Here is a 25,941-nt window from a genome sequence, read left to right on the forward strand (position 1 = left end):
AAACGGCTGTTCAGGAGCCGTTTTTGCTTGTATAAAAAAGGCGGTCCGACCAAGTCTTTCATTTTGGGCAAGCATGGTTAACCCGCTTTTTCACACAAAAACTGCAAGAGACTGTTCAGATCAAGGAGAGGTGCATAAGATTGGGCGATCGTTCCGGTAAACGAGAGATTCCGCTCCTCCCGCTGCGTGGGCTGCTTGTGTATCCATCGATGGTGCTGCATCTGGATGTCGGACGGGAAAAGTCTGTCCGTGCACTGGAGCAGGCCATGGTGGATGACAACAAGATTTTGCTTGCAACGCAGGAGGAAGTCCATATAGAAGAACCTGAGGCCGAACAAATTTACAATGTCGGCACCGTAGCCCGCGTCAAACAGATGCTGAAGCTCCCAAACGGGACCATCCGGGTGTTGGTCGAGGGATTGCAACGGGCCAAAATTGAAGAGTATGTTCGCCAGGAAGATTTCTTTCAGGTAACCATTACGTATCTGGAGGAGGAAAGCGGAGACGAAAACGAAGTGGAAGCGCTGATGCGCGCCGTACTCAACCACTTTGAGCAGTTCATCAAGCTTTCCAAGAAGGTATCTCCAGAGACGCTCAGCTCGGTTACAGATATTGAAGAACCAGGTCGTCTGGCGGATGTCATCGCCTCCCACCTGCCGCTGAAAATGCGCGACAAGCAGGAAATTCTGGAGACGACCAACATCAAGGAGCGCCTGAACATTCTCCTCGACATCTTAAACAACGAGCGAGAGGTTTTGGAGCTGGAGCGCAAGATCAGCGGCCGCGTCAAGAAACAGATGGAGCGGACGCAAAAGGAATACTACTTGCGCGAGCAAATGAAAGCGATCCAAAAGGAGCTCGGCGACCGCGACGGACGGCAGGGAGAAGTAGACGAGCTGCGTGCCCAGTTGGACAAATCGGACGCTCCTGAACGGATCAAGAACAAAATCGAAAAAGAGCTGGAACGTCTGGAAAAAATGCCGTCGACCTCCGCAGAAGGGTCCGTCATTCGCACGTACATCGATACGCTGCTGGCGCTCCCTTGGACGAGAAAAACGGTAGACAATCTGGACATCAAGCATGCGGAAGACATTTTGAACGAGGATCATTACGGTCTGGAAAAGCCAAAGGAACGGGTACTGGAGTATCTGGCCGTTCAGAAGCTGGTCAATTCCATGCGTGGCCCGATTCTGTGTCTGGTCGGACCTCCGGGGGTAGGGAAAACCTCATTGGCTCGTTCCATCGCCCGTGCGCTGGAGCGGGAATTCGTGCGGATCTCCCTGGGCGGCGTGCGTGACGAAGCGGAAATTCGCGGCCATCGCCGGACCTATGTAGGTGCCCTGCCAGGCCGGATTATCCAGGGAATGAAACAGGCTGGCACAGTCAATCCGGTGTTCCTTCTCGATGAGATCGACAAGCTCGCTTCCGATTTCCGCGGCGATCCTGCTTCCGCTCTGCTGGAAGTGCTGGACCCGAATCAGAACGACAAGTTTAGCGACCACTACATCGAAGAGACGTACGATTTGACCAATGTCATGTTTATCACAACGGCCAACAGCCTGCATACAATTCCCCGACCGCTCCTGGACCGCATGGAGGTCATCTCCATTTCCGGCTATACCGAGCTGGAGAAGCTGAATATCATGCGCGGCTATCTGTTGCCGAAACAAATGCAGGACCACGGTCTTGGCAAGGATAAATTGCAAGTGCAGGAAGAAGCAATGCTAAAGATCATTCGTCAGTATACCCGTGAAGCCGGTGTGCGGAATCTGAATCGCGAGGCGGCCAATGTGTGTCGAAAGGCAGCCAAACTGATCGTTGCCGGCGACAAGAAGCGTGTGGTCGTAACGGCGAAGACAGTGGAAAGTCTTCTCGGCAAGCCGCGCTATCGCTATGGACTTGCTGAAAAAGAGGATCAGGTTGGCTCGGTTACGGGTCTCGCTTGGACCGAAGCGGGCGGCGACACGCTGAATGTTGAAGTAACGGTCTTGCCTGGAAAAGGGAAGCTTACTTTGACAGGCCAATTGGGGGATGTCATGAAGGAGTCCGCTCAGGCTGCATTCAGCTATATTCGCTCGCGGGCTGCCGAGTGGAACGTCGACCCCGATTTCCATGAAAAGAACGACATTCATATCCACGTTCCCGAGGGTGCGATACCAAAGGATGGTCCTTCCGCAGGCATTACGATGGCCACTGCTCTTGTATCGGCTCTGACCGGGATTCCGGTTCGGAAAGAGGTAGGGATGACCGGGGAGATCACACTGCGTGGCCGCGTCCTGCCCATCGGCGGGCTGAAGGAAAAGTCGCTTTCTGCACATCGCGCAGGTTTGACGACTGTCATTTTGCCAAAAGAAAACGAAAAAGACATTGACGATATTCCAGAGAGCGTACGGAAGGATTTGAAGTTTATCCCTGTCGAGCACCTGGATGAAGTGCTTCGCCACGCGCTCGTTAAAAAGACGGTTGGTGATCACGAATGAAGATTACCTCTGCCGAATTTATCACCAGCGCTGTCGGCCCCAATCAATATCCGACTGACGGCCTACCGGAGATTGCTCTGGTAGGTCGATCCAATGTCGGCAAATCCTCGCTGCTGAACAAAATGATGAATCGCAAAGGGCTTGCCAGAACCAGTCAAAAACCGGGTAAAACGCAAACCCTTAACTATTTTCAAGTCAACAAGCAGCTTTACTTTGTCGATTTTCCCGGCTACGGCTATGCCAAAGTAGCCAAATCGATCAAAGGCCAATGGGGAAAAATGATCGAGACGTATCTGAAGCAGCGGAAGGAGCTGCGGTTCATCATCCAGCTGGTCGATATTCGCCATGCGCCAAGCAAGGACGATATCGCCATGTATGAATGGTGCAAGGAGATCGGCATTCCGACCGTTGTCGTCGCCACCAAGGGAGATAAAATTGCCCGTGGCCGCTGGCTGCAGCATACAAAAGTGATCCGCCAGCATCTGAATATGCGCGGAGACGATACGATCCTCATTTTCTCGTCCGAGACGGGACAAGGACGGGACGAATTATGGTCTGAGATCAAGCGGCGCCTCTATGAATACGAAGAGGCCAAGCGAGAACAGGCGAAAGAAGAGAAGGTTCCCTCCTCTGCCGAACAGGCAGAAGGCAAGGCGCAATAGCAAGCTGGTATACGCCGGACGGGAGAGGAGGCCATTTTGTGACGTGTCACGAACGCTTTCCCATACGGGGTGTCATCGAAGGGTTCTATGGCAAGCCATGGACCCATGAAGAGCGCTTGGACATGATTGATTTTTTAGGCAAGCATCAGTTTAATGCGTACTTTTACGCTCCCAAGGACGATCCGTTTCTCCGTGAGAGGTGGCAGGAGTACCATCCTCCAGTTGAACGGGAGCAAATCGATCAACTCATCGCTGCAGCACATAAGGCGAAGCTGTCATTCTATTACTGTTTGAGTCCCGGCTTGAACATGGAGTACGCGAACCGCGCTCATGCCGATCAACTGCTGGATAAATACCGGTTTATGTACAAGAGGGGAGTCAGGCACTTCGCTCTCCAGTTTGACGATATTCCGCTGGCTCTCTTGCATGAAGTGGATACGAGGAAGTTTGGCACATTGGCGGAGGCTCATGCGGAAACGGCGTTGCAGCTGTACAAGCAGATGGCAAGCTGGCCGGAGCCTGTCAAATTGGTGCTGTGTCCGACGCAGTATTCCGGCATGGGAAATGAACCATACATTACGACACTGGGGCAGCTCTTGCCTGATGAGATCGATCTGTTTTGGACAGGAAGATTCGTCTGTTCCCCTTTTCTTACAGAAGGGGACGCTGTCCGCTTCCGGGAATACACAGGACATCGCCCGTTGTACTGGGACAACTACCCTGTAAATGACCTTGCAATGGCAAACGAGCTCCATATCGGTCCGTTGCGGCACAGAGATCCGGGTTTGGGCCGGCTTTCCGCAGGCTATGTGGCGAATGCGATGGAGTGGGCGGAGAGCTCCAAGATACCGCTGATCACGGTAGCGGATTACTTGAACGACCCGGAGGGCTACGATCCCGTTCAGTCGTGGAGGCGGGCAGTGGAGGAAGTGGCTGGAGCCGACGATGCGGAAGCTTTTCTCCGTTTTGCCGACAATGTGCAAAGCTCATTTTTGAACGAAACAGAGTCCCCAGCTCTGATGGAGACATTTATGCAGTTTCGTTTCCATTTTCTGTATGGAGACAAAAGGCAGGGTACCGAGGAGCTCAGGCGATTGTTCGCCGAGATGGAGGAAACAGCCAATCATCTGCTGACGGGTATGCAGAATCAGAAGCTGTCTGCAGAAATACGCCCATGGGTCGAAAAGTATTGGCACTGGGCCAAGGTAGGACAGACGGCAATTGCCTTGATCGATGCTGGCAGCAGTGGCAGGGTGCCACAAGCGGCCTATCATTTGCTCCGCCTGAAAAGATGGCTGAAGCGGACCGAAAGACTGCCGCAAAAGGTTTGCGGTCAGGTGATGCCCATCTTTGTCGAAGCGCTATTGCAGGAAGTAAAAAAGGCGACATAGAAATGAAAAGGAGCGGGGCTCTCGTACGTACGAGACAGACCCGCTCCTTTTTTTGTTCGATAGTTCGTTTCAGTCTTCGTTCCAATCATCAAATGCCGATCTCACGCTTTCCGAACTTTCTCAAGCCGAACTTCTGTTTTCTTCCTCGCTCTCGCGTCGGCTTCGCGATAGTTTTAGCCATTGGCCAATCGGAAGCTCAGCCAGGATCATTCCGAAGAAAATGAGCAAGCCCCCCAGGATTTGACGACCGGTAAGCACCTCATTGATCCACAGATAAGAGGTAAGGGCGGCAAATACGGGTTCGAGAGCAAAAATGAGTGCGACACGGGTAGAACTGGTCTGCTTTTGCAGAGCCGTCTGTGCGAGAAAGGCAAGCGCAGTCGCAAATATCGAGGTGATGAGCAGTCCTCGTGCGACTTCCGGAATCAAAAGAATCTCCAGATTAAATGCCCTGCTCCAGTCTTCAAACAAGAAGGTATAGACCCAACTGAGAACCGCTACTGTTGCCAGCTGCACGATGGCGAGCGGCAAAGCCGAAAATTGCGGCGCGTACTTGCCGGTGACGACGATTTGCAGCGCAAAGCAGATCGCGCATCCAAATACAAGGAGGTCCCCGATGTTGAAGCTGAGCGTCTGGTTCAGGGTCAATAAATACAGACCAATCGCGGCCAGCAAGACGCCGACGATTGCCGCGGGTTTGATGCGGCTGCGCAGGATCAGAAAAGCGAAAAGAGGGACCAGCACAACGGACAGGCCGGTGATAAATCCGGCTTTGGACGGCGTTGTATACAACAGCCCTACTGTTTGCAGCCCATACCCGAGGCAAAGCCAAAACCCGATGATACAGCCGGCTTTGAGCAAGGCGCCGCTCCATGCCCTCCACTGGCTGCGAAAGAACAGGAGTTGTATCACGAGCAGGAACAGGGCGGCGATCGTAAAGCGAATGGCATTGAAAGCGTTCGGCGGCAGCGCTGAGATCGCTTGTTGGACGACGAGAAACGTCGCTCCCCAGACAAATGCGATCAAAAACAGGGTCACATCCGCCATCCACGGTTTTTTCAAAGGCATCTTCTCTCCTTCCACCATCATCAGATGATTCAAAACGTTCAAATGATCTTGCAAGCATGATAAGGGATAGAAAGCGGGAAAGCAAGGGAAAAACTTTGCCTGTGCCTTGCCTTTTTGACAAGGTGTCTGAAAATAAAGAAAACCCGGACTTGGCTTATCCGGTTAGAGGATGGGGATAGAGAAGGGACATTGTCGTCAGAAGCTTACCGAACACCCTGAAGCGGATTGCAAAACGGTTTCGTATGGGGCTGCCTTTCGACGAATATCGCGCGCTCTGTCGCCAAAGTGTCGGCCGTTAATAAACTTTTCACAATTACAACTGACCCGTTCAGGACATAATGATATAATGATAGTGCATTTATTAGAGAATTGACTGGCATGTATGACCGGGAGGACGCTATGGATATTCTTTTGCTGGGTCTTAACTACAAAACGGCACCTGTCGAAATTCGCGAGAAGTTTACTTTCAGCGACGACGGCACGTCTCGGGCTCTTTATCTCCTCTCCCAGACGAAGAGCATCGCGGAATGCGTGATCCTCGGGACTTGCAACCGCACGGAAATTTACGTGGTTTGCGATCAGTTGAACGTCGGTCGCGATTACACGCTTCGATTTTTGGCGGAATGGTTTGGTGTGAGCAAGGAATCTTTTAAGGAACATCTCTATATAAAAGGGAACGAACAAGCCATCGAGCACCTGTTCCGCGTCTCCTGCGGCATGGATTCGATGGTGGTGGGAGAAACGCAGATACTCGGTCAAGTGCGCGATGCTTTTACACAAGCGCAGCAGCAGGAGACGACCGGAACCGTATTCAATATGCTGTTTAAGCAGGCGATCACCTTTGCGAAAAGGGCGCATACAGAGACGGCCATCGGACAGAATGCTGTGTCTGTCAGCTACGCGGCGATCGAGCTGGGGAAAAAGATTTTCGGATCGTTTTCCGGCAAAGAAGTGCTGATCGTCGGAGCGGGAAAAATGAGCGAGCTGACTGCCAAACATCTGCATGCCAATGGTTCGGGACATGTTCGTGTAGCCAACCGGACACTGGAGCGGGCACAGCTGCTTGCCGAGAAATTCCAAGGGGACGCCTGTACGATGGAGCAGTTGTCATCGGCACTGCTCACAGCAGACATCGTCATCAGCTCGACGGGGGCGACGGGATACGTCATCACCAAGGAGCAGCTGCAGCCGATCATGAAGCAGCGCAGGCATCGCCCGCTGTTTATGATCGACATTGCGGTACCGCGGGATCTGGACCCGAGCCTGCACGATCTCGACAACGTATACCTGTACGACATCGACGATCTCGAAGGCATTGTCGCCAGCAACCTGGAAGAGCGTTCCAGAGAAGCGGAACGACTGGAAGGCATGATTGCCGAGGAGATTGTCGCCTTTACGACCTGGTACCAGACATTGGGCGTTTCTCCTCTGATTGCAGCCTTGCGTGAAAAAGCGTTTGATATTCACAGCGAAGGCATGCGCAAGATGGAGAACAAGCTAAGCGGCCTGACAGAAAAAGAGCTGCACATCATCCGCAAGACGACCAAAGGAATGATTAATCAGTTATTGCACGATCCGGTCGTTCGCCTAAAGGAGCTGGCAGCCAAGAAGGATGGCCCCGATGTGTTGGACATGTTCTCTACGATTTTTGCACTCGAAGAGATTCTGGAGCGGGCCGAGCGGGAAGCGAACTGGGAAAAAGAAAAAGCAAAGCAGACTTCCGCGCGTGAACAGGTGCTCGCATCCCGGATCCCTGAGTAGATACCGATACGGAAAGAGAGGAGAGAGTACATGGCCGATGCGAGATGGATCTATGATTTGACGATCTTTCTCTACGCTGCAAGTGTTCTCTTCTATTTCAACGACTTCTTGCAAAGCAACCGGAAAGTCAATCGACTGGCTTTCGGGTTGCTTGCTGTCGTTTGGGCCTTGCAAACTGCTTTTTTTGTCTCGCAAATGGCGGAAAAGGCATACTTCCCCGTCATTACTTTATTTGAGACTTTGTTCTTTTATTCGTGGGTGCTGGTTACGTTATCGCTTGTGATCAACTATTTTTTTCGCATAGATTTGCTGGTGTTTTTTACCAATGTGATCGGGTTTGTCGTGCTGGTTCTGTCCATGTTCTTGCCTGAGACGCCGCTGAACGCCGTATCCGGTCCATTGACGTCGGAGCTGCTTCTGGTTCACATCACGCTGGCGATGTTCAGCTATGGGGCTTTCTCGCTTTCCATGGTTTTCTCGGCCATGTATCTGCTGCAGCACAACATGCTGAAAGCGAAGCGCTGGACGCCGATGCTTCGCCGGCTGCCAAGTCTGGATGTGTTGGAGGGGTACGCGTACCGAATGAACATGCTGGGCGTCCCTATGCTGCTGCTGGCCATTTTGGTCGGCATCATTTGGGGAAAACTGGTACTGCCCGAAAAGTTTTGGCTGGATGCCAAGGTTGTATGGTCGCTCGTCGTCCTGGGCGTGTACTCGTTCGGGCTCTACAAACGGTACAGCGACACATGGCAAATGCGCAGTCTGGCGCTGTTTAATCTGGCGAGCTTCGGGCTGGTGTTGATCAATTTTCTGGCTACCGATTTTTCGAAATTTCATAACTGGCTATAATCGAGTGGCTATGTTAGGAGGCTACCATGAGAACATGGAAAGTAGGAACGCGCCGCAGCATGCTGGCGCTCACGCAGACGAACTGGGTCGTCGACCAATTGAAACAGCTTGATCAAAGCGCGTCATTTGAGCTTCACGAAATCGTGACGAAAGGGGATCGCATCCTGGACGTCACTTTATCCAAGGTCGGGGGCAAGGGACTGTTCGTAAAAGAGATCGAGCAGTCTCTGCTGGACAAAGAAACGGATCTGGCCGTCCACAGCCTGAAGGATATGCCGGCCGAGCTGCCGGAGGGGCTGGTCATCGGAGCGATTCCGAAACGTGTCGATCCTCGTGACGTGCTTCTTTCCAAAGACGGAAAGACGCTTGACGAGCTTCCGCATGGGGCTTTGGTAGGAACGAGCAGCTTGCGCCGTTCGGCTCAGCTGCTGGCGTACCGGCCCGACATCCAGATCGAATCCTTGCGCGGCAATATCGATACGCGCATCCGCAAGCTGAACGAAGGAAACTTCGATGCCATCGTTCTCGCGGCAGCCGGGTTGGAGCGGGTGAACTGGGATGGTACGATCAGCCAATTTTTGCCGGTGGAGATCAGCCTTCCTGCCGTCGGGCAAGGGGCGCTCGCGATCGAGTGCCGAGCTGATGACGAAGAGACATTGGCGCTGCTGAGCAAGTTTGATCATCCTGAAACTCGTCTTGCCGTGACGGCAGAGCGGAGCTTCTTGCATCGCCTGGAGGGCGGCTGCCAGGTGCCGATCGGCGCCTACGCGACCGTCTCCGACGCGGGTGGCAAGCAGCCTGTCATTACATTGACCGGTCTCGTCGCTACGCCGGATGGCAAGCGTGTGTTCAAGCGGACGGCTACGGGTGTTGACCCGCTTGCTCTCGGACGCGAAGTGGCTGACGTCCTGGCGGCAGAAGGGGCACAAGAGGTTCTGGAGCAGGTGAAAAGGGAGAGCCAGGCATGATTCACTCGGTTGAAGGCGGGCATGTGGGGCCGCTTGCCGGCATACGCATGATGGTGACCAGATCGCGGGGGCAGGCGAGGGAGCTGATCAGTCAGTTGGAAGCTCTGGGCGGGGAAGCGTATGCGTTTCCGCTATTGAAAATGGTGCCTCCGCAAGACAGCAGCCGTTTGGATGAAGCCTTATCCCGCATCGGCAGCTTTGACTGGGTCATGTTTACCAGCGTAAACGGGGTTCGCTTTTTTCTTGATCGGATGCGGCAGCTCGGAATCGGGATCGACAGGCTGACGGGGCACCTCGCTGCGGTCGGTCCCAAGACAGCGGCAGAGCTCGCCTTGCACGGGCTGAAAGCAGAGGTGATACCTTCCGATTATGTGGCGGAGGGCATGCTCGCCAGTCTGAAAGATCGGCTTCAGCCCGGCGAGCGCGTGCTGCTGCCGCGGGCTGACATTGCCCGCAAAACCTTGCCGGAGGAGCTGCGCCGCATGGGCCTGGATGTCACGGAGGTGGATGTGTACCATACCGTGATCGATGCAAAGGACGCTCCGGAAGCGGCGGAGCGCCTGCGGAACGGCTTGATTGACGTTATCGCATTTACGAGCTCTTCGACCGTTTCGTATTTTATGGAAGCGATGGCCCCTTATGGGGGGAAACAACTGCTGGAGGGCGTATCCATTGCCTGCATCGGCCCGATCACGGCCGATACGGCAAGAGCGCACGGCTTGCAGGCAGATGTCGTCGCCCGCGAGTACACCGTCGAAGGCTTGCTGGAAGCATTGAAAGCATATTGGGGAGGGAATGGAAATGGCCATTTCATTTGATCGTCATCGCAGATTGCGTACAAGCGCGGGTATGCGCGATCTTGTTCGCGAAAACCATGTTCGTCTGGAAGATTTGATTTACCCGCTGTTTGTGGTGGAAGGAACGAATGTAAAAGAAGAGATTCCGTCCATGCCTGGCGTGTATCACTTTTCTCTCGACAGGCTGCGCGAAGAGCTGGACGAAATCGCTTCGCTGGGGATCAAATCGCTGATGATGTTCGGGGTGCCCGAGCACAAGGATGCCTGTGGTTCCGAGGCTTACAATGACAACGCGATCACACAGCAGGCGATCCGCCAGATCAAGGAAGCCTACCCGGATATGGTCGTGATCGCCGATACGTGCCTGTGCCAGTATACCGATCACGGGCATTGCGGCGTTTTGCACGAGGGAGAGATCGACAACGACGAGTCTCTGAAGCTTCTGGTAGCCACAGCTGTGTCTCAAGCGAAGGCGGGAGCCGATATAATCGCGCCTTCCAACATGATGGACGGGTTTGTCGCAGCGATTCGCGAAGGTTTGGACGAGGCTGGCTTCGTTCATGTTCCGATCATGTCCTACTCAGTCAAATACGCCTCCAGCTTTTACGGTCCATTCCGCGATGCAGCTCACTCCACGCCGAAATCGGGTGATCGCAAAACCTATCAGATGGACCCGGCCAATGCGCGGGAGGGGCTGCGGGAAGCGGCTTCCGACGTAGCCGAAGGAGCAGACTTTTTGATGGTGAAGCCAGGCCTCGCTTTTATGGACATGGTGCTGAGACTGCGGGAAAGCTTCGATTTGCCTCTCGTGGTGTACAACGTCAGCGCAGAGTATTCCATGGTCAAAGCAGCTTCTGCCAACGGCTGGATCAACGAACAGCAGATCGTGATGGAAACGCTCCTCGGCTTCAAACGCGCCGGGGCCGATCTGATCATTACCTATCATGCCAAAGACGTGGCAAAATGGCTGCGAGGTGAGTAGACAATGAAAATGGACAATTCGTCCCGCATGTTTGAAGAAGCCCAGCGCTACATACCGGGCGGCGTAAACAGCCCGGTGCGCGCTTTTAAAAGTGTCGGCGGAAACCCTGTCTACATCGCGAAAGGCGAAGGCTCGCGGATTACAGACGTCGACGGCAACAGCTACATCGATTTCATCGGCTCTTGGGGTCCGTTGATTTTGGGCCACGCTCATCCAAAGGTGCTGGCGGCCATTCAGGAAGCGGCTGTGCTGGGAACAAGCTTCGGCGCTCCAACCGAACGGGAAACGGAAATGGCCAAGCTGGTTTGTGAAATCGTACCGTCTGTCGAGGTTGTTCGCATGGTCAACTCCGGAACGGAAGCGACGATGAGCGCTCTGCGACTCGCCCGCGGTTATACGAAGCGCAATAAAATCATGAAGTTTGAAGGCTGCTATCATGGTCATGCCGACAGCCTGCTCATCAAGGCCGGCTCCGGGGTAGCTACGCTCGGCTTGCCTGACAGCCCAGGTGTGCCGGAAGCGACAGCAGTCAACACCATTACGGTCCCGTACAACGATCTGGAAAGCGTCAAGCTGGCATTTGAAAACTTCGGCGCTGACCTGGCTGCCGTGATCGTGGAACCGATCGCCGGAAACATGGGTGTTGTGCCGCCGCAGCCGGGCTTTTTGGAGGCGCTGCGTGAAATTACGCAGCAACACGGCACACTGCTGATTTTTGATGAAGTCATGACCGGCTTCCGTGTATCCCGTGGCGGGGCACAGGAGCTGTACGGCATCACTCCGGATCTGACGACCATGGGCAAGGTAATTGGCGGCGGACTTCCGGTCGGCGCTTATGGCGGCAAACGGGAGATCATGCAGCAAATCGCGCCGGCAGGACCGATCTATCAGGCAGGTACGCTTTCGGGCAACCCGCTGGCAATGGCGGCCGGACTGACCACCCTGCAGGAGCTGGGACAGCCGGGAGCCTATGAAAAACTGGAGGCGCTCTCTGCCCGCCTGGCGGAGGGACTTGCGGAAAATGCCCGCAAACTCGGTATTCCGCATACGCTGAACCGCGTTGGCTCCATGGTTTGCCTGTTCTTTACCGATACGCCTGTCGTCAATTACGACACGGCCAAGACTGCCGATCTGGACAAATTCTCTGCCTACTTCCGCTATTTGCTGGAGGAAGGCGTGATGATTCCGCCGTCCCAATTCGAGGGAATGTTCGTTTCCCTTGCTCATACGGAAGAGGATATCGAGCGGACAATCGACGCCAGCTACAAAGCGATGAAAAGGCTGTAAATAACAAAGAAAGTCCCCGGTTGGGGACTTTTTTGTTTATGTTCGGGATTGGACGGGGCAAACAAGCTCTTTGGCTTTTTCAGGTCTTTTCATCATCTGCCGCAGCGTATCAGCGTTGATGAAAACAATCCCCAAAATTGTCGTAGCGGCCCCTGCGGCCATCGGCCAGGATACAGCTTCCCGGTACAGGATCGCCCCCAGGGCCATGGCGATGATCGGTGAAATGTAGAGCCAGGTGGAGGGAAACACCGGATTGGTTTTGGCGACCAGCCAGTAAAAAATCGTATGTCCGACCATCGAGCCGAACACGATCAAATACAAGAGCGAACCGATGGCGCTTGGGGCAAGCATTGTCTCGGGGTGAATCTTCTCCGTAAAAAGCGAAAGTACAAGCAGAGCGGTACCGCCGTAAATCATTTGGGCTGCATTCAGGGCGATCGGCGATGCGTCTGCAAAACGCTGGATGACGCGTTTCGAATACAGGGCGCCACTGGAATAAAACAGCTCTCCGATCAAAATAGCGACACACCCGAGCAGCCAGAACAGACTGACCGTGATCGAAACCTGCGGGAAGACGAGGAGTACGACACCGGCAAAGCCAAGCAGGCAGCCAAGCAGCGCTTTGCCCGTTACCCGCTCTCGCAGGACAGTCGCCTGAAGCAGCAATATCATGATCGGACCGGTCGCGGAAAGAATCGCTGCCGCTCCTGACGTGACATGCTGCTCCGCCCAATACAGCGTGGAAAACGTTCCAAATGTCAGACAAAGGCCGGTAATCCACATTTCCTTGTGCAAAAGCAAAGAAAAACGGGCTTGCTTTTTCAAGACCATCCAAATGAAAAGCAGGAGACCTGCGGCCAAAAAACGCAGGCCAGCCGAGAAAAAGGGAGGTGCTCCCGCATCGATCCCGATTTTGATCGCCAAAAACGTTGTTCCAAACACCAAGCACATCACGACATAATTGATGATGACCATAGTAACGCCTCCTTGGTATCATCATAAAAAGAGGTGAATAGAACAGTTTTCAAACAACAGAACAGATTCTGAAATGGTTGTATAAGATAAACATAAGGGCAAAGGAGGCAGGCAAGCATGGACGTCCGTTTTTCTTCAAGAGCAAGTACCCAAACGCTGTTTGCACAAGTGTATGAATACATCTGGACGCGAATCCAGCGCGGAGAGTGGAAGGAGCATGAAAAGCTCCCGTCCGTCCGCCTGCTGGCAGCCGAGCTGAACGTCCACCGCCTGACCGTATTCAAGGCGTATCAGTTGCTCAAGGAAGAAAAGAAAGTCTATGTCAAAGACAAGTCGGGCTACTATGTGCATCCCGGCGGTGCGATGCCATTGGACAATCTGGATTCGCCGATTGTCTCCTCCTATGTTCAAAAAAGCCATTTATCCGAAATTCACAAAGTGCCGGTCACTTATCAGTTTTCCTATGCGCTGATCGACCCCAACCTGTTGCCGAACCGGTTTTTTTCCGAATACGTAAAAGAGATTTTTGACTTGTATCCAAAGGTGCTCAGCTCCTATTCCACTGTGCAAGGAGATGAGGAGCTGCGGGAGGCGCTTTGCCGATACTTCATGCACAAGCACCGGTTTCACCTCTCGCCAGAGGACATCATGATTACGTCCGGCTCCCAGCAAGCCATAGACTTGCTCGCGCGGATGCTTGTCCAGCCGAGGGACGCTGTGTTGATTGAGCGTCCGACATACAGTGCGGCTATTGATATTTTCAGGCAGCTTGGCGCCCAGCTTATCCCCGTCGAGATTCATCCGAACGGCTATGATCTGGATCAGGTTGAAGCTTATATGAAGCGGTACAAGCCGCGTCTGTTTTACCTGAACCCGACCTATCACAACCCGACGGGCTACACCGTACCGGCCGAGCAGAGAAAGCAGCTTGTAGAGCTTGCCGAGCGGTATCGCTGTTTTGTGATCGAAGACGACCCGTTCCGTGACATGTATTTTGAGAGCGAACCGCCCCCGCCTCTCTTTTCTTACAGCGTGGAAGGCTACGTCGTGTATATCCGCAGCTTCAGCAAATACGTGGCGCCCGGATTGAGGATTGCCGCTGTTTGCCTTCATCCTTCGCTGGTGAGCCATTTCTTTACGGTCAAGTCGCTGGCGGATAATGGGAGCCCGCTGCTCAATCAGAAAATCTTCCTCCATTACTTTTCCTCCAGCCGCATGCAGCAGCATATTGAAAAGCTGCGAACCGCCCTGAATGTGCGAAAAACAATTATGGAAGAGGAGCTCTCCGCTACTGCCTGGAGATGGAACAGTCCTGCCGGCGGTCTGAACCTTTGGGTCAAGCTGCCGGAATCCCTTTCCATGGAGGCGCTGCTTGCCAAAAGCATCGAGCAGTCGATCTCGTTTGTACCGGGCTCTATATGCGATCCATTAAAGGAGACAAAGTCGTGGCTTCGTCTTAGCTACTCGTATATCAGTGAAAAGCAGCTTCGCGAGGGAACGAAGCTGCTTATCTCCATGGCCAGCGAGCTCGCCGGAACAGTCGAATGAAAGCACGAAAACTCCGCCAAGTCGACGGCGGAGTTTTTACTGCCCGCGGCTAAAAGAGTTTTCGCTGCTCTCTGAAACTATTCTTTTGAACTACTCTTTTAATACACTCCAATACTCATAGGAATGAATTGCGACTCCAGCAAAAGAAGGATGGCTTGCCAACAGTTCACTCAGCTTGCTTAGCTCGTCTTCCATCCGAGCGGTTCCCTCCTCATAAAAGCTGACAAAATTGCCTTCATTGCTCTCCTTTGTCTCTACAGCGACGATTACTTTTTTACCAAGTCGGTCCGCCATCTCCAGCTCTTGCGTGACGAGGGCCGAAATGCTGTTTGGGCCTTCCGCCCGATCGCGGTATGCCATGACTGTAACATGATCGTGCCTGGAGATGAGCCACTCGCTAATCGAGACAACAGGCTGATCGGGCAAGGCCGTCTTGTCCAGCCAAAAAGGAATGTCACAGCCAACCTGGAGGGACGGGTCCAGCTCTTTTGCCTTCGTCACGTAAGCATTCACATTGCCCATCCACTGCCGGATCACTTCATTTTGATCGCTTTTCCACTCGGGGAGTGTATACGGCTCGATATCGAGATGGATACCGGTTATGGCTGCATCCGTCTCCACCGTCTGGTTGTAGCGGCCTACCCAGTCTACGAGAGACAAAATTTCCGGGCGGTTTCGCTCCAGTCCCCAGCCGGATTTGCCGCCAAGTGCGTGTACTTCCATTCCGTTGGCGCGGGCTTTCTGGATAAAAGTGTGGTAATAGGAAGGTCTCAGCGAAGTGTCGATCTTCAGATACAGCAGGTTTACCCCTTTTGCCGCTGCAAACGCAACGATCTGATCAGGGGCTGACGCAGTCTGGTATGTTTGCCACAGCCAAGTAGCTTTTACCGGTTTTTCTCCCGACGAAAAGCCGGTCAGAAATAAAGCGGGGAACATGAGAAAGAAAAGTGCCGTACGCGAAAACTGCTTCATCGTGTATCCTCCTGATGTCATTGAGCACTGCCCTCAATAACGATATACCTTACTCATATCGGTAGGGCTGGAAGAGTTGATAATAGCGAAGAAGGTTTCCAGGCAAAAAGGGGTCGAATTGACCAGGACCGTGAATGGGGCGGGGGACAGATCTGGGTAAAAGGAAAGGGAGACGCCCTGCAGGCATCGAGATAGAAGTTTAATGATAGTTTGTTCCAAAAAGAGGATGTCATGCAGATAAAAATAGCTGCCTTTCATGCTAAGATAGCAAAAAGGGAAATGCCAGCCAAATTGATAGAAAAGGAGCTGTGTGCGATGCAGGGAGCGATCGTTCAATTGCCGGAAATGTGGATGGTAGGCGCAAGCTTTACCGGTCCCTTTCAAAGCTTGGGAGTGGAAATGCCGAAGCTGTGGGACGTTTTTTCGCAGAGGGTGAACGAAATTGGCAATCTGAAATACCCGCTATGCTTTTACGGTGTCAGTGATGAACGCAAAGTCGGTTCCTATCAATTGTTCACGGAGTACATTTCCGTTGAAGTAGCAAAATTTGACCGCGTCCCGGAAGGAATGGTCGGATTTACGATTCCGGCAAGAAGCTACGCCCTGTTCACTCATCAGGGCCCCATGGACCAAGTTCAGTCAACGTATCATCGCGCTTTTGACTGGATAAAGCGCCAGGGGCTTGCGGTAGAGGAAAAGGCGCTTCGCCTTGAGCGGTACGATGAGCGATATCTCCCGCCCCGTCATGCTGCAGAGCGGGAAGAAAACGCCTATGACATCCTGATCCCGCTCGCTTAGCGGGAATTGTCCGAGCGAAGCGTGTCCGACGTAAAACGGCTGATGCCGGAGAAAACTTGCTGCAGTGTCTCCAAAGACACTGTCGTATCAAAAGGAATCTCCAGTGAATGATCGGCGTTCGGCACGATGTCCAACTCGATGTTGGCGTGTTTGTCGCGAATCTGTTCGATCGTCTCGCTGTGGTAATAATGGTCCGCCGTGCCGGTCACCAGATACATGTTCTGCTTGCAGGCCAGCAAGCTCTCTGCAAATCCTTCCTGATTCAATAGCGGCGTGAGCAGGATAGCGGAGGCCTCGGAGGGAAGCATGGACTCGCCAAATCCGCTGACAATGGGGAGCGTGCCGATCGATTTGCCGATAAACAGAAGCTGCTTGCGGGGCTGATCCGCCAGCACATGCCGGACGACGGCCTGTACGTCCTGGAGCATCAACGTCCCTCTTTTGCGGGGAGGCAGGCTCCAGAATTCTACCTGTATTGTAAACCTGGTTGGGAAAAAATGTTGGAAAAAATGGCGAGACTATAGAAAAAGGAGGAGAAGTAGATGAAAAAAGCGGTATTGCAAAATGGAGTCGAACTGGCTTACGAAGACAGGGGGACGGGAGACGCCGTCTGTCTCGTGCACGGCTTTTGCGGAAGCTCGGCATATTGGAAAAAGCTCATCCCGAGACTGGAGCAATCAAGCAGGGTGCTTGCTCCCGACTTGCGCGGCCACGGAGGCAGTTCGGTTCCGGATGAAACGTACACCGTGGAGAGAATGGCAGAGGATCTTGCCTTTTTCATGGATGAGACCGGGATTGAAAAGATGACGCTCCTCGGACATTCCTTGGGCGGTTATGTCGCCTTGGCTTTTGCCGAGCGCTACCCCGACAGGCTGAGTGCGATGGGGCTGATCCATTCTACCGCGTTTCCCGATGATGAGCAGGCAAAGGAAAACCGGACCAAAGGAATGGAGAGCATCCGTCAAAACGGGATAGAGCCCTTTATCAAGGCGCTGGTTCCCAAGCTGTTCGCCCCTGGCGCTTTATCCCGTTATCCGGAAGAATGGGAGCGGGTCAAACAGGTCGGCCTGCAAACACCGCCAGACGGCGCGATCCGGACATTGGAAGCGATGCGGGAAAGAGCAGACCGGCAGCATGTCCTCAGAAAGCTTGCTTGTCCCGTCCTGCTTATCGCAGGGGAACAAGACCAGATCATTCCGGCAGACAAAACCTTTACAGCAGATGGGGCGAATGTCACTCGGGTACTGCTTGCGGAGGCTGGTCACATGGGAATGCTGGAAACCCCCGAGAAAATGGCTGATGCGATCAAGCAATTCCTGTCCAATATCTAGCAGGAAGCTGAACATCTATCCAGAAATATTTGCTATAATCAGAGATGTCCTATTTTTTATTTTTTACATAACGGGAGGAGAAGCGCGAATGAAAAAAGCACGTCGCATTACCCTGGCCGCTCTGGCAGCTGCCATCTGTTCGTCCCTGATGGCCGGATCGGTCCTGGCAGCACCGCTGCATCCGGTTCAGCACGTAGACTGGATGGTAAAGAAATCCATCGTATCTCCGGGAGCAAACGGTGATCTTGCCCTTGAGCGCAACGTGACTTTGGCGGAAGCAGTTGTCGTTTTTGCCAAACTGGGCGGAAGCAAAATTTCTGCTCCTGACAAAGGGGCGCATTGGTCTGCGCCTTACCTCGCTTGGGCAAAAACCAAGGGAGCAATTATGCAGGATGACTTCAAAAACCCGACACAAGTTCTTTCTTCGGCAAAATTGACAGAGGTCGCCAAAAAGCTGGGCTACACCATTGAAATGGAAAACAAGGCGCAAGTGACCCGCGGCGATTTCTTCCAGGCGCTCGGGGATGCGGCTACTACACACATTACGATCGCGCATACCAATGATACGCACGGACATATTACAGAAGATAAAAACTTGAAGGAATTCGGTTACGCCAAGATCGCCACGCTGCTGAAGGACTGGCGTGAGGAGAACGACAACTTCCTCCTGCTTGATGCGGGTGATACCTTCCAGGGCACCGTCTACGTCAACCAATTCCAAGGGGAGTCTGTCGTACCGATCCTCAATTACTTGGGCTACAACGTAATGGCGGCAGGGAACCACGAGTTTGACTTTGGCTATGAACAGCTGCTGAAGCTGCGCGACATGCTGAAGCACCCGGTTATTTCCGCAAACGTGTTCAAAGCGGATGGAAAAGAACTGCTCGTACCTACCTTCAAGGCGGAAATCGGCGGCAAAAAGTTTGCCTTCGTCGGTTTTGTAGCGGAGGATACACCGATCCTCACCCACCCGAACAACGTGAAAGGCCTTACCTTCAAAAACCCTGTAGAAGTGGCGAAGACCGTCGTGCCACAGCTGAAAAAAGAGGTTGACCATGTAATCGTCGTTTCCCACGTCGGCGTGGATGTTGACCGTGAGATCGCGAAAAACGTACCGGGCATCGATCTGATCGTCGGCGGACATTCCCATACGCCGCTGGAAAAGCCGGAGCTGGTGAACGGCACGTACATCGTACAGGACTGGGAGTACGGCAAGTCTCTCGGACGCGCAGACCTGTACTACCTCGGCAAGGAGCTGGTTGCGTTCAGCGGCGGTTTGAAAGCGTATGACGAAACCGTTCAAGCTGATCCTGAGGTAGAGAAAATGGTTCAAGAGATCGTCAAGAAAATCGACGAAGTCATGGACGTGGTCATCGCCAAGTCTGAGGTAGACCTTGATGGCGACAGAGCGCTGGTTCGCAAAAAGGAGACAAACGTAGGAAACCTGATCGCCGACATCATGCTGGAGCGCACGAAATCCATCCCGGGGCATGAAGCAGACGTTGCGCTGACCAACGCAGGCGGTATCCGTACACAGCTAAAGGCGGGCGACATCACGAAGAAAAATCTGTACACCCTGCTGCCATTCCCGAATACCCTGGTCGTGATCGAGGTGACCGGCGAAGAGCTGCGTCAAGCGCTGGAAAGCGGTGTAAGCAAGGTGGAGACGGGAGAGGGACGCTTCCCGCAAATCAGCGGCATGTCTTTTACCTACAATCCAAGCAAGCCTGCGGGTCAGCGCGTTGTCGAGGTAAAGGTAGGCGGTCAGCCGCTCGACCTGAAGAAGACGTACAAGGTCGCAACCAATGACTTCCTGGCAACAGGCGGAGACGGATATGAGAGCTTTAACAAACCTGCGTTCAATACAGGTCTGACTTTCTACAGCATTGTGGAAGAAGAGCTGATCAAACGCAAGACGGTTAATCCGAAAGTAGAAGGTCGCATCGTCGAAGTAAACGAATAGGATTTGATCATTGCATTCCGGCATATAAGGAAAGCGGATCATTCGGGCCCTGTTCCCTTTGAGGGAAGAGGGCCCTTTTTGCACAATTTTTACCCGTGTGCATTTATCTATTTTTATAAAGTACCTTGCATTGTATAATAGTGCTCTGGTAAGATCTAACATGGTGATGCTAAGTGAACGTTCAATTTAAAAAAGGCGTACTGGAACTTTGCGTACTGGTGCTTGTTGCCCAAAAAGACAGATATGGGTACGAACTGGTGGCCAGCATCTCAGAGAAATTTCACATCGCAGAAGGAACCGTTTATCCCCTGCTTCGCAGGTTGACCACGGAAGGCTTTTTTATTACTTACTTGGCCGAATCGCAGGAAGGCCCGCCGCGCAAGTACTATCAGCTCACCGATAAAGGGCGCAGATATATGAACGACCTCGTGCTGGAATGGAAAATATTTACGCGCGGGGTCAACCAGATTATCGAGGAGGGAATCGGTTTATGACGAGACGCGAATTTATGGATGAGCTTGACGGGCTTCTCCGCGAATTGCCCGACAAGGATCGCCTGGACATATTGGCAGACTATACCGAACATTTCTTGATCGGAGTGGACAGGGGGAAAAGCGAACAGGAGATTGCCGACAGTCTGGGCAGTCCAAGGGTTCTTGCCCGCGAGATATTAGCCGGATACCGCATTCATCAGGCACAATCGAACGCATCCATCAGTAATATGACGAGAGCTGTTTTGGCGACCGTCAGTTTGGGCTTTTTTAACCTTGTTTTCGTATTGGGCCCATTTGTCGGACTGATTGCTGTCCTTATCGGTTTGTTTGCCGTCGCTCTGGCATTGCTGCTTACACCGATTGGCTTGTTTTTGAAGTACGGAATTCCGGGAAACGCAGATGAGCAATATCTGGTTCTCTTCTCGGGGATGGCATCATTTGGTTTGGGCGGAATGCTTGCGATCGGGTTGGCCCGCTTGAGCCGATGGCTGTATCGGCAATTTTTGCGTTATCTGAACTTTAATGTCCGCATGATTAGGGGGAAATAGCATGAGAAGAATGATAAATGTCTTGTTCGTCTTTTTCTGTCTGTTGTTTCTCGTTGGAGCGATCGGATTTGTCTGGCAGTTCAAACTGAACCCCGACTTTAAGGGAGACACGGAGACAGTCAGTGAACTGCGTACAATCGACCAGCCTATCAAGGGTGTCGAAGTGGAAACGGACATCGCTGACGTCGTGTTGACTACGAGCAATTTGTCCAGTGCGACTGCAAGAATGGTCGGGGAGGTTGATAGAAAGCGATTGGACAAAATCAAGTTTACGACGGAAGTCACCCCTGACGGAATTCTGCAGGTAAGGATAAAGGAACCAACTGAAATGCAGTTCGGCTTTTTCTTTCATCAACGGGTAGACCTGGAGCTCCAGGTGATGATTCCGGAAGCGGTCTACGAAAAAATAGCCGTGAACAGCGGCACGGGAGACTTCCGTATCAATGCGATCAAAGCAAAGGAAGGAACGCTGAAAACGAGCACGGGCGATATCGAGTTGGCGGGGTTTGAAGGAGAAACACTCACCCTGAGAACAGATACAGGCGACATGGACATATCCTCCGTCAGTGCAAAAGTGGATGCCTTCAGCAGTACAGGTGATATCGATTCGCTGCAACTGAAAGACATGAAGCACGACGTAAATGTCCGAACGGATACAGGAGACATCACGGTATCCTTGTTAAAACTGCCCGAAGCAGTAAAGATGGAACTGGCTACGGATACGGGAGATATAAAAGCCGATTGGCCGGAAATGTCTTACTCGGAAAAAGGGGAGCAGAGAGTAGCGGGATCGGTAGGCACGGAAGGTCCGGCGCTGACTGTCAGCAGCTCAACAGGGGATATTCGTATTCGTCACTGAGCTTTTGGGAAACAATGGTACCAGGAGAACAGCGGTTGAAACGATAACGATTTTGACACAATCAATGCATTTTTTGTCGATTGCCGAGTGGTATCATAAGGATAAGGAATATTACCGTGTAAAGCGAGGTTTATTCATGACTGCAAAACCGTTTAACGATACGTTTTTAAAAGCTTGTCGCCAGGAACCGACAGATCATGTGCCGGTATGGTACATGCGCCAGGCGGGGCGTTATCAACCCGAATACCGGGCTATCCGTGCCAAGCACACATTTTTTGAAATGAACTATATACCCGAAGTTTGCGCGGAAGTAACCCGTCTGCCGGTTGAGCAGCTCGGGGTGGATGCTGCGATTCTTTTTGCTGACATTATGACTCCACTCAAGCCGATCGGGGTCGATGTAAACATTGAATCGGGGATCGGACCTGTCATTGCCAACCCGATTGGATCGCTCGAAGATGTCCATCGCCTGGGCGAGCTCGACCCGGATACGCACGTGCCATACATCATGGAAGCGATCAAAATTTTGCGCCAGCAGCTCTCTGTACCGCTGATCGGTTTTGCAGGAGCTCCGTTTACCCTTGCCAGCTACATGATCGAGGGAGGTCCTTCCAAGCATTATCACAAAACCAAATCGTTCATGTACACGCAGCCGGCAGCTTGGGAAAAGCTGATGGAGAAGCTGGGCACGTTGACCATTACATATCTGAAAGCGCAAATTGCCGCAGGCGCGCAAGCTGTCCAAGTATTTGACTCCTGGGTAGGCGCCCTGAACGATGAAGACTACCGGACATTTATCGCTCCGGTCATGAACCGCATCTTGCTGTCGCTGCGGGAGACGGGCGTGCCGACAATCTATTTCGGCGTAGGCTGTGGTCACCTGCTTGAGGAGTGGAACAAGCTGCCGGTCGATGTGGTCGGCCTCGACTGGCGGACTTCGATCACAAAAGCGCGTGAGCTGGGCGTCACCAAAACCTTGCAAGGAAATCTGGATCCTACACTGCTTTTGGCTCCTTGGGAAAAATTGGAGGCGAAAGCAAAGGAAATACTTGACGAGGGCACGCAGCAGCCCGGCTATATCTTTAACCTGGGTCATGGAGTGTTCCCAGACGCCAAAGTAGAAACCTTGCAAAAGCTGACCAGCTTCATTCACAGTTATCGCCGGAACGCGTAATACGGAGGTGCTACTTATGTCCAAGCAAAAGATCGGATTACTCCTGATGGCGTACGGAACACCGCGCAAGAAGGAAGAGATTGAACCCTATTACACGCATATTCGCCGGGGCCGCAAGCCTTCGCAGGAATTGCTGGACGATCTGACAGCCCGCTATGAAGCGGTGGGTGGCGTCAATCGCTTTGCCGAAATTACGGACGAGCAGGTACGCCAGCTTGAACAGGAGATGAACCGCCGTTTTCCGGATAAGGAATTTGTCGGCTATCTTGGTCTAAAGCACATCGCTCCTTTCGTGGAGGATGCAGTCGAGGCAATGCATCGCGATGGCATCGAAAAGGCGATCAGCTTGGTGCTGGCTCCCCACTATTCCAGCTACAGTGTAAAAGAATACAACGGCAGGGCAAAGGAACACGCAGCGAGCATCGGCGGCCCTGAAATCCATTCAGTGGAGAGCTGGTATACGGAGCCCGGGTTTATTTCCTATTGGAGCGATGCGATCAAGGATACGTTCAGATCGATGCCGGAAGCGCAACGAGACAAAGCCGTGGTGATTTTCTCTGCCCACAGTCTCCCGGAAAAAATCCTCCAATCGGGTGATCCGTATCCCCATCAGCTGGAGGAAACGGCTGCATTGATCGCAAAAGAAGCGGGCATTTCGCACTACGCTATCGGCTGGCAGAGTGCAGGCAATACACCCGAGCCATGGCTCGGACCGGACGTGCAGGATTTGACCCGCGACCTGCACAACGCTCATGGATACCAAACCTTCGTGTACTGCCCGGTCGGCTTCGTCGCAGAGCATCTGGAAGTGCTCTACGACAATGACATCGAATGCAAAGCGGTAACCGATGAACTCGGAGCCAATTACTACCGGCCCCCGATGCCGAATGCCAGACCTGCTTTTATCTCCTGTCTGGCTGATGTAATCGGGAAAAAGCTGCCGGCAATGGGGAAATAGCAAATGAGCGAAAAACAGCTGCATGTCACGATCGTAGGCGGCGGTATGACTGGACTTACGGCTGCCTACTACCTGCAGAAATGGACGCGGGAACAAGGATTGCCAGTCCGGTTCACATTGCTGGAAGCAAGCGACAGGACCGGCGGGAAGGTTCAGACCTGGAAGCACGAGGGATTTACCATTGAGTTGGGAGCAGACTCCTTTTTGGAACGAAAAACGAGCGCAACCGAGCTCATCAAAGATGTCGGCCTGGGTGATCGGCTGGTAAACAACAACGCGGGTCAGGCGTATATTCTGCATAAAAACGGTTTGTACACGATTCCAGAGGGAGCCGTGATGGGTGTACCGACCAAGCTGATGCCTTTTGCCATGACACCGCTTATCTCTCCGTTGGGCAAGCTCAGAGCGGCGGCAGATTTGATATTGCCGGGGGCGCAAACTGGCGAAGACGAGTCTGTTGGGAATTTTTTCCGTCGCCGGCTTGGAGATGAAGTCATCGAGAATGTAATCGAGCCTTTGATCTCCGGCGTTTACGGTGGCGATATCGACAAATTGAGTCTTCTCTCCACCTTTCCGCAATACGCCCAGATGGAACAGAAGCACCGCAGCCTCATTATGGCGATGAGGAATTCTCGCCCTAAGCAGAGCAAACAGTCCGAGGGACAGCCAAAGTCAAAGGGAATGTTCGTGAGCTTGACCAGCGGCTTGCAATCACTCGCTGATCGACTGGAAGAACTGCTGCCTGCTGACTCGGTCCGGAAAAGCACGGCTGTCAAGCGCTTGGAAAAGCGCCAGGACGGATATAGCGTCGAACTGGCTCATGGTGAGGTTTTTGATACCGACGCTGTTATTTTAGCGATCCCTCATCATTTGGCCAGGGAAGTTGTCAAGGAGCATGTCGATATACCGCCGATCAGCGGCGCCACGCCTACGATTATGGCGACAGTCGCTCTCGCCTATCCCGAGCAAGGCGTAAGGATCGATAAAGAAGGGACAGGCTTTGTCGTCCCTCGCAAGGAAAAGTTTACGATCACGGCGTGCACGTGGACTCAGCGAAAGTGGCCGCATACGACGCCGAAAGGCAAGGCGCTTGTACGCTGCTACGTGGGCAAGCCGGGCGCCGAAGAGATTGTAGACCGTTCTGATGAAGAAATCGTCGACGTGGTCGTCCGCGATCTCCAGAAAGTCATGCAGATCGATGACCATCCCGAATTTTACAAGGTTACCCGTTGGAACAGGGGCTTGCCGTACTTGGTTGGCCACAAGCAATGGCTCAAAGGGGCCACCGCCAAGATGAAGGAGCATCTGCCCGGTGTATGGCTGACCGGCGGTTCCTACGGAGGTGTCGGGGTGCCGGACTGTATTGACCAGGCAAAACAGACTGTACAGGAATTATTGGAATATTGGACGCAAAAACCAGGGAGCTGATACCCTGGTTTTTTTACGTTGTACGATTCCCTCGGATTGGTTCTGATAAGTGCTGCCCTTGCTCCTTATGACGAAGAACCGAGATTTTCTTCCGCCGCAGCTTTTCTATTTTAGCGGTTGGACAGGCTTTGGTGGAGGAGATGAAAAAGGAGAAAACGGCTACAGGTTCGGTGGGACACTGCTGGGGGCTGTACTGTCCGGCTCCATTCCAAAAGCAAAACCGCGTCCAAAAGCAGTCTGCTCAAGGCAGCGTCTCAGAGTTGGACGCTGAAAACGTGTTTTGCTTTTTCCATTCCGCCTGGGTAGTGTCCCAAAGACCTTCGCCGTTTTCTCCTTTTTCATCTCTACAGCTACTGATAAAGGCTGCGAAAAACTACAGACAACCTGAACCCTCCCACATGCTTTGTAAAGCTCGCAGAAGCAGATCAGATCGCCAGAGAAGCCTGTTTCCAGTCGGAGCGACTAGCGAAGTCCCACCCAGCTCCGCAATGATCCCGAGGAAACAGAATCGCAACCTATGACTACACTTCAAAGCTGCGCGCCGTTTTGCGATTCCCTCGGGAGCATTGCGGAGCGGACAGTGTTCGCTTCCATGCGGAGCGTAGACCGGAGCGGAGAATGGAAACAGGCTTCTCTCCGCTACAGCAG

The 25,941-nt window shown here is 53.0% G+C and carries 23 protein-coding genes; 19 read left to right on the plus strand and 4 right to left on the minus strand.

Annotation, left to right across the window (positions count from 1 at the left end; all coding sequences use genetic code 11):
• The first annotated feature begins 140 nt into the window (after positions 1 to 140).
• From lon to NST37_RS08255, 3 genes are read left to right on the plus strand one after another with little or no spacing between them, the layout of a single operon-like run.
• Positions 141 to 2,480 carry an endopeptidase La gene (gene lon, locus NST37_RS08245; RefSeq protein ID WP_003387665.1) on the plus strand — a complete coding sequence of 780 codons (2,340 nt, stop codon included), beginning with the start codon at positions 141 to 143 and terminating at the stop codon, positions 2,478 to 2,480.
• Positions 2,477 to 3,142 (plus strand): ribosome biogenesis GTP-binding protein YihA/YsxC, encoded by a 666-nt coding sequence (yihA, locus tag NST37_RS08250; protein ID WP_024984473.1) that lies wholly within the window; start codon positions 2,477 to 2,479, stop codon positions 3,140 to 3,142. Before lon ends, yihA begins: the two co-directional genes overlap by 4 nt.
• Before the next feature lie 38 nt (positions 3,143 to 3,180).
• The gene (locus NST37_RS08255; protein ID WP_003387663.1) at positions 3,181 to 4,533 is read left to right on the plus strand and encodes a protein O-GlcNAcase; all 1,353 of its coding nucleotides are present in this window, start codon (positions 3,181 to 3,183) and stop codon (positions 4,531 to 4,533) included.
• Between the two features lie 120 nt (positions 4,534 to 4,653).
• On the opposite strand, the gene NST37_RS08260 is transcribed toward NST37_RS08255, so the two are convergent.
• Positions 4,654 to 5,595, minus strand: a complete 942-nt coding sequence (locus tag NST37_RS08260; protein WP_024984474.1) for a DMT family transporter — start codon at positions 5,593 to 5,595, stop codon at positions 4,654 to 4,656.
• Positions 5,596 to 6,000: 405 nt separating this feature from the next.
• On the opposite strand from NST37_RS08260, the gene hemA reads away from it, so the two are divergent.
• Genes hemA through hemL form a run of 6 tightly spaced genes read left to right on the plus strand, consistent with a single transcriptional unit; the run spans position 6,001 to position 12,245 of the window.
• A complete protein-coding gene (gene hemA, locus NST37_RS08265; protein WP_003387661.1) occupies positions 6,001 to 7,362 on the plus strand; it encodes a glutamyl-tRNA reductase in 1,362 nt (453 codons plus the stop codon).
• A 30-nt stretch (positions 7,363 to 7,392) separates the two neighbouring features.
• Positions 7,393 to 8,211: a cytochrome c biogenesis protein CcsA gene (gene ccsA / locus NST37_RS08270; RefSeq protein WP_003387660.1), complete on the plus strand. Its 819-nt coding sequence runs from the start codon at positions 7,393 to 7,395 to the stop codon at positions 8,209 to 8,211.
• A 26-nt stretch (positions 8,212 to 8,237) separates the two neighbouring features.
• Positions 8,238 to 9,179 carry a hydroxymethylbilane synthase gene (gene hemC / locus NST37_RS08275; RefSeq protein ID WP_339186564.1) on the plus strand — a complete coding sequence of 314 codons (942 nt, stop codon included), beginning with the start codon at positions 8,238 to 8,240 and terminating at the stop codon, positions 9,177 to 9,179.
• Positions 9,176 to 9,997 carry a uroporphyrinogen-III synthase gene (locus NST37_RS08280; RefSeq protein WP_031932350.1) on the plus strand — a complete coding sequence of 274 codons (822 nt, stop codon included), beginning with the start codon at positions 9,176 to 9,178 and terminating at the stop codon, positions 9,995 to 9,997. Before hemC ends, NST37_RS08280 begins: the two co-directional genes overlap by 4 nt.
• The gene (gene hemB / locus NST37_RS08285; RefSeq protein WP_003387655.1) at positions 9,981 to 10,958 is read left to right on the plus strand and encodes a porphobilinogen synthase; all 978 of its coding nucleotides are present in this window, start codon (positions 9,981 to 9,983) and stop codon (positions 10,956 to 10,958) included. Before NST37_RS08280 ends, hemB begins: the two co-directional genes overlap by 17 nt.
• 3 nt (positions 10,959 to 10,961) lie before the next feature.
• Complete coding sequence (gene hemL / locus NST37_RS08290; RefSeq protein WP_122958150.1) at positions 10,962 to 12,245, plus strand: glutamate-1-semialdehyde 2,1-aminomutase; 1,284 nt, start codon at positions 10,962 to 10,964, stop codon at positions 12,243 to 12,245.
• 36 nt (positions 12,246 to 12,281) lie between these two features.
• Here hemL and NST37_RS08295 read toward each other — a convergent pair whose 3' ends face one another.
• Positions 12,282 to 13,220: an EamA family transporter gene (locus NST37_RS08295; protein WP_327955719.1), complete on the minus strand. Its 939-nt coding sequence runs from the start codon at positions 13,218 to 13,220 to the stop codon at positions 12,282 to 12,284.
• Positions 13,221 to 13,337: 117 nt separating this feature from the next.
• Between NST37_RS08295 and NST37_RS08300 the strand changes: the two genes are divergently transcribed.
• Complete coding sequence (locus NST37_RS08300; RefSeq protein ID WP_251237774.1) at positions 13,338 to 14,768, plus strand: PLP-dependent aminotransferase family protein; 1,431 nt, start codon at positions 13,338 to 13,340, stop codon at positions 14,766 to 14,768.
• 90 nt (positions 14,769 to 14,858) lie between these two features.
• On the opposite strand, the gene NST37_RS08305 is transcribed toward NST37_RS08300, so the two are convergent.
• Entirely contained in the window at positions 14,859 to 15,740 is an 882-nt protein-coding gene (locus tag NST37_RS08305) for a hypothetical protein (protein WP_003387650.1), read from the minus strand.
• A 231-nt stretch (positions 15,741 to 15,971) separates the two neighbouring features.
• Here NST37_RS08305 and NST37_RS08310 point away from each other — a divergent pair, with 231 nt between their 5' ends.
• Positions 15,972 to 16,538, plus strand: coding sequence for a GyrI-like domain-containing protein (locus NST37_RS08310; RefSeq protein WP_227277842.1), 567 nt, complete (start codon positions 15,972 to 15,974; stop codon positions 16,536 to 16,538).
• Here the strand turns inward: NST37_RS08310 and NST37_RS08315 are convergent.
• Complete coding sequence (locus NST37_RS08315; RefSeq protein WP_003387648.1) at positions 16,535 to 16,966, minus strand: hypothetical protein; 432 nt, start codon at positions 16,964 to 16,966, stop codon at positions 16,535 to 16,537. The genes NST37_RS08310 and NST37_RS08315 overlap by 4 nt on opposite strands.
• 114 nt (positions 16,967 to 17,080) lie before the next feature.
• Here NST37_RS08315 and NST37_RS08320 point away from each other — a divergent pair, with 114 nt between their 5' ends.
• From NST37_RS08320 to hemY, 8 genes are all read left to right on the plus strand, one after another.
• Positions 17,081 to 17,869 carry an alpha/beta hydrolase gene (locus NST37_RS08320; protein ID WP_031932357.1) on the plus strand — a complete coding sequence of 263 codons (789 nt, stop codon included), beginning with the start codon at positions 17,081 to 17,083 and terminating at the stop codon, positions 17,867 to 17,869.
• An 88-nt stretch (positions 17,870 to 17,957) separates the two neighbouring features.
• Positions 17,958 to 19,832, plus strand: coding sequence for a 5'-nucleotidase C-terminal domain-containing protein (locus NST37_RS08325; protein ID WP_003387645.1), 1,875 nt, complete (start codon positions 17,958 to 17,960; stop codon positions 19,830 to 19,832).
• 173 nt (positions 19,833 to 20,005) lie between these two features.
• Positions 20,006 to 20,326, plus strand: a complete 321-nt coding sequence (locus NST37_RS08330) for a PadR family transcriptional regulator (RefSeq protein WP_003387643.1) — start codon at positions 20,006 to 20,008, stop codon at positions 20,324 to 20,326.
• Positions 20,323 to 20,874, plus strand: a complete 552-nt coding sequence (locus NST37_RS08335) for a DUF1700 domain-containing protein (RefSeq protein ID WP_031932358.1) — start codon at positions 20,323 to 20,325, stop codon at positions 20,872 to 20,874. The genes NST37_RS08330 and NST37_RS08335 overlap by 4 nt, the downstream gene beginning before the upstream one ends.
• 1 nt (position 20,875) lies before the next feature.
• Complete coding sequence (locus NST37_RS08340) at positions 20,876 to 21,733, plus strand: DUF4097 family beta strand repeat-containing protein (RefSeq protein WP_031932359.1); 858 nt, start codon at positions 20,876 to 20,878, stop codon at positions 21,731 to 21,733.
• A 136-nt stretch (positions 21,734 to 21,869) separates the two neighbouring features.
• Complete coding sequence (gene hemE / locus NST37_RS08345) at positions 21,870 to 22,907, plus strand: uroporphyrinogen decarboxylase (protein WP_024983986.1); 1,038 nt, start codon at positions 21,870 to 21,872, stop codon at positions 22,905 to 22,907.
• A 16-nt stretch (positions 22,908 to 22,923) separates the two neighbouring features.
• Complete coding sequence (gene hemH / locus NST37_RS08350; RefSeq protein ID WP_003387639.1) at positions 22,924 to 23,865, plus strand: ferrochelatase; 942 nt, start codon at positions 22,924 to 22,926, stop codon at positions 23,863 to 23,865.
• 3 nt (positions 23,866 to 23,868) lie between these two features.
• The gene (hemY, locus tag NST37_RS08355) at positions 23,869 to 25,293 is read left to right on the plus strand and encodes a protoporphyrinogen oxidase (RefSeq protein WP_039069875.1); all 1,425 of its coding nucleotides are present in this window, start codon (positions 23,869 to 23,871) and stop codon (positions 25,291 to 25,293) included.
• Positions 25,294 to 25,941: the final 648 nt, after the last annotated feature.

Origin of the sequence: Brevibacillus sp. FSL K6-6036, from assembly GCF_037964015.1 — a bacterium.
GTDB lineage: Bacteria > Bacillota > Bacilli > Brevibacillales > Brevibacillaceae > Brevibacillus > Brevibacillus borstelensis.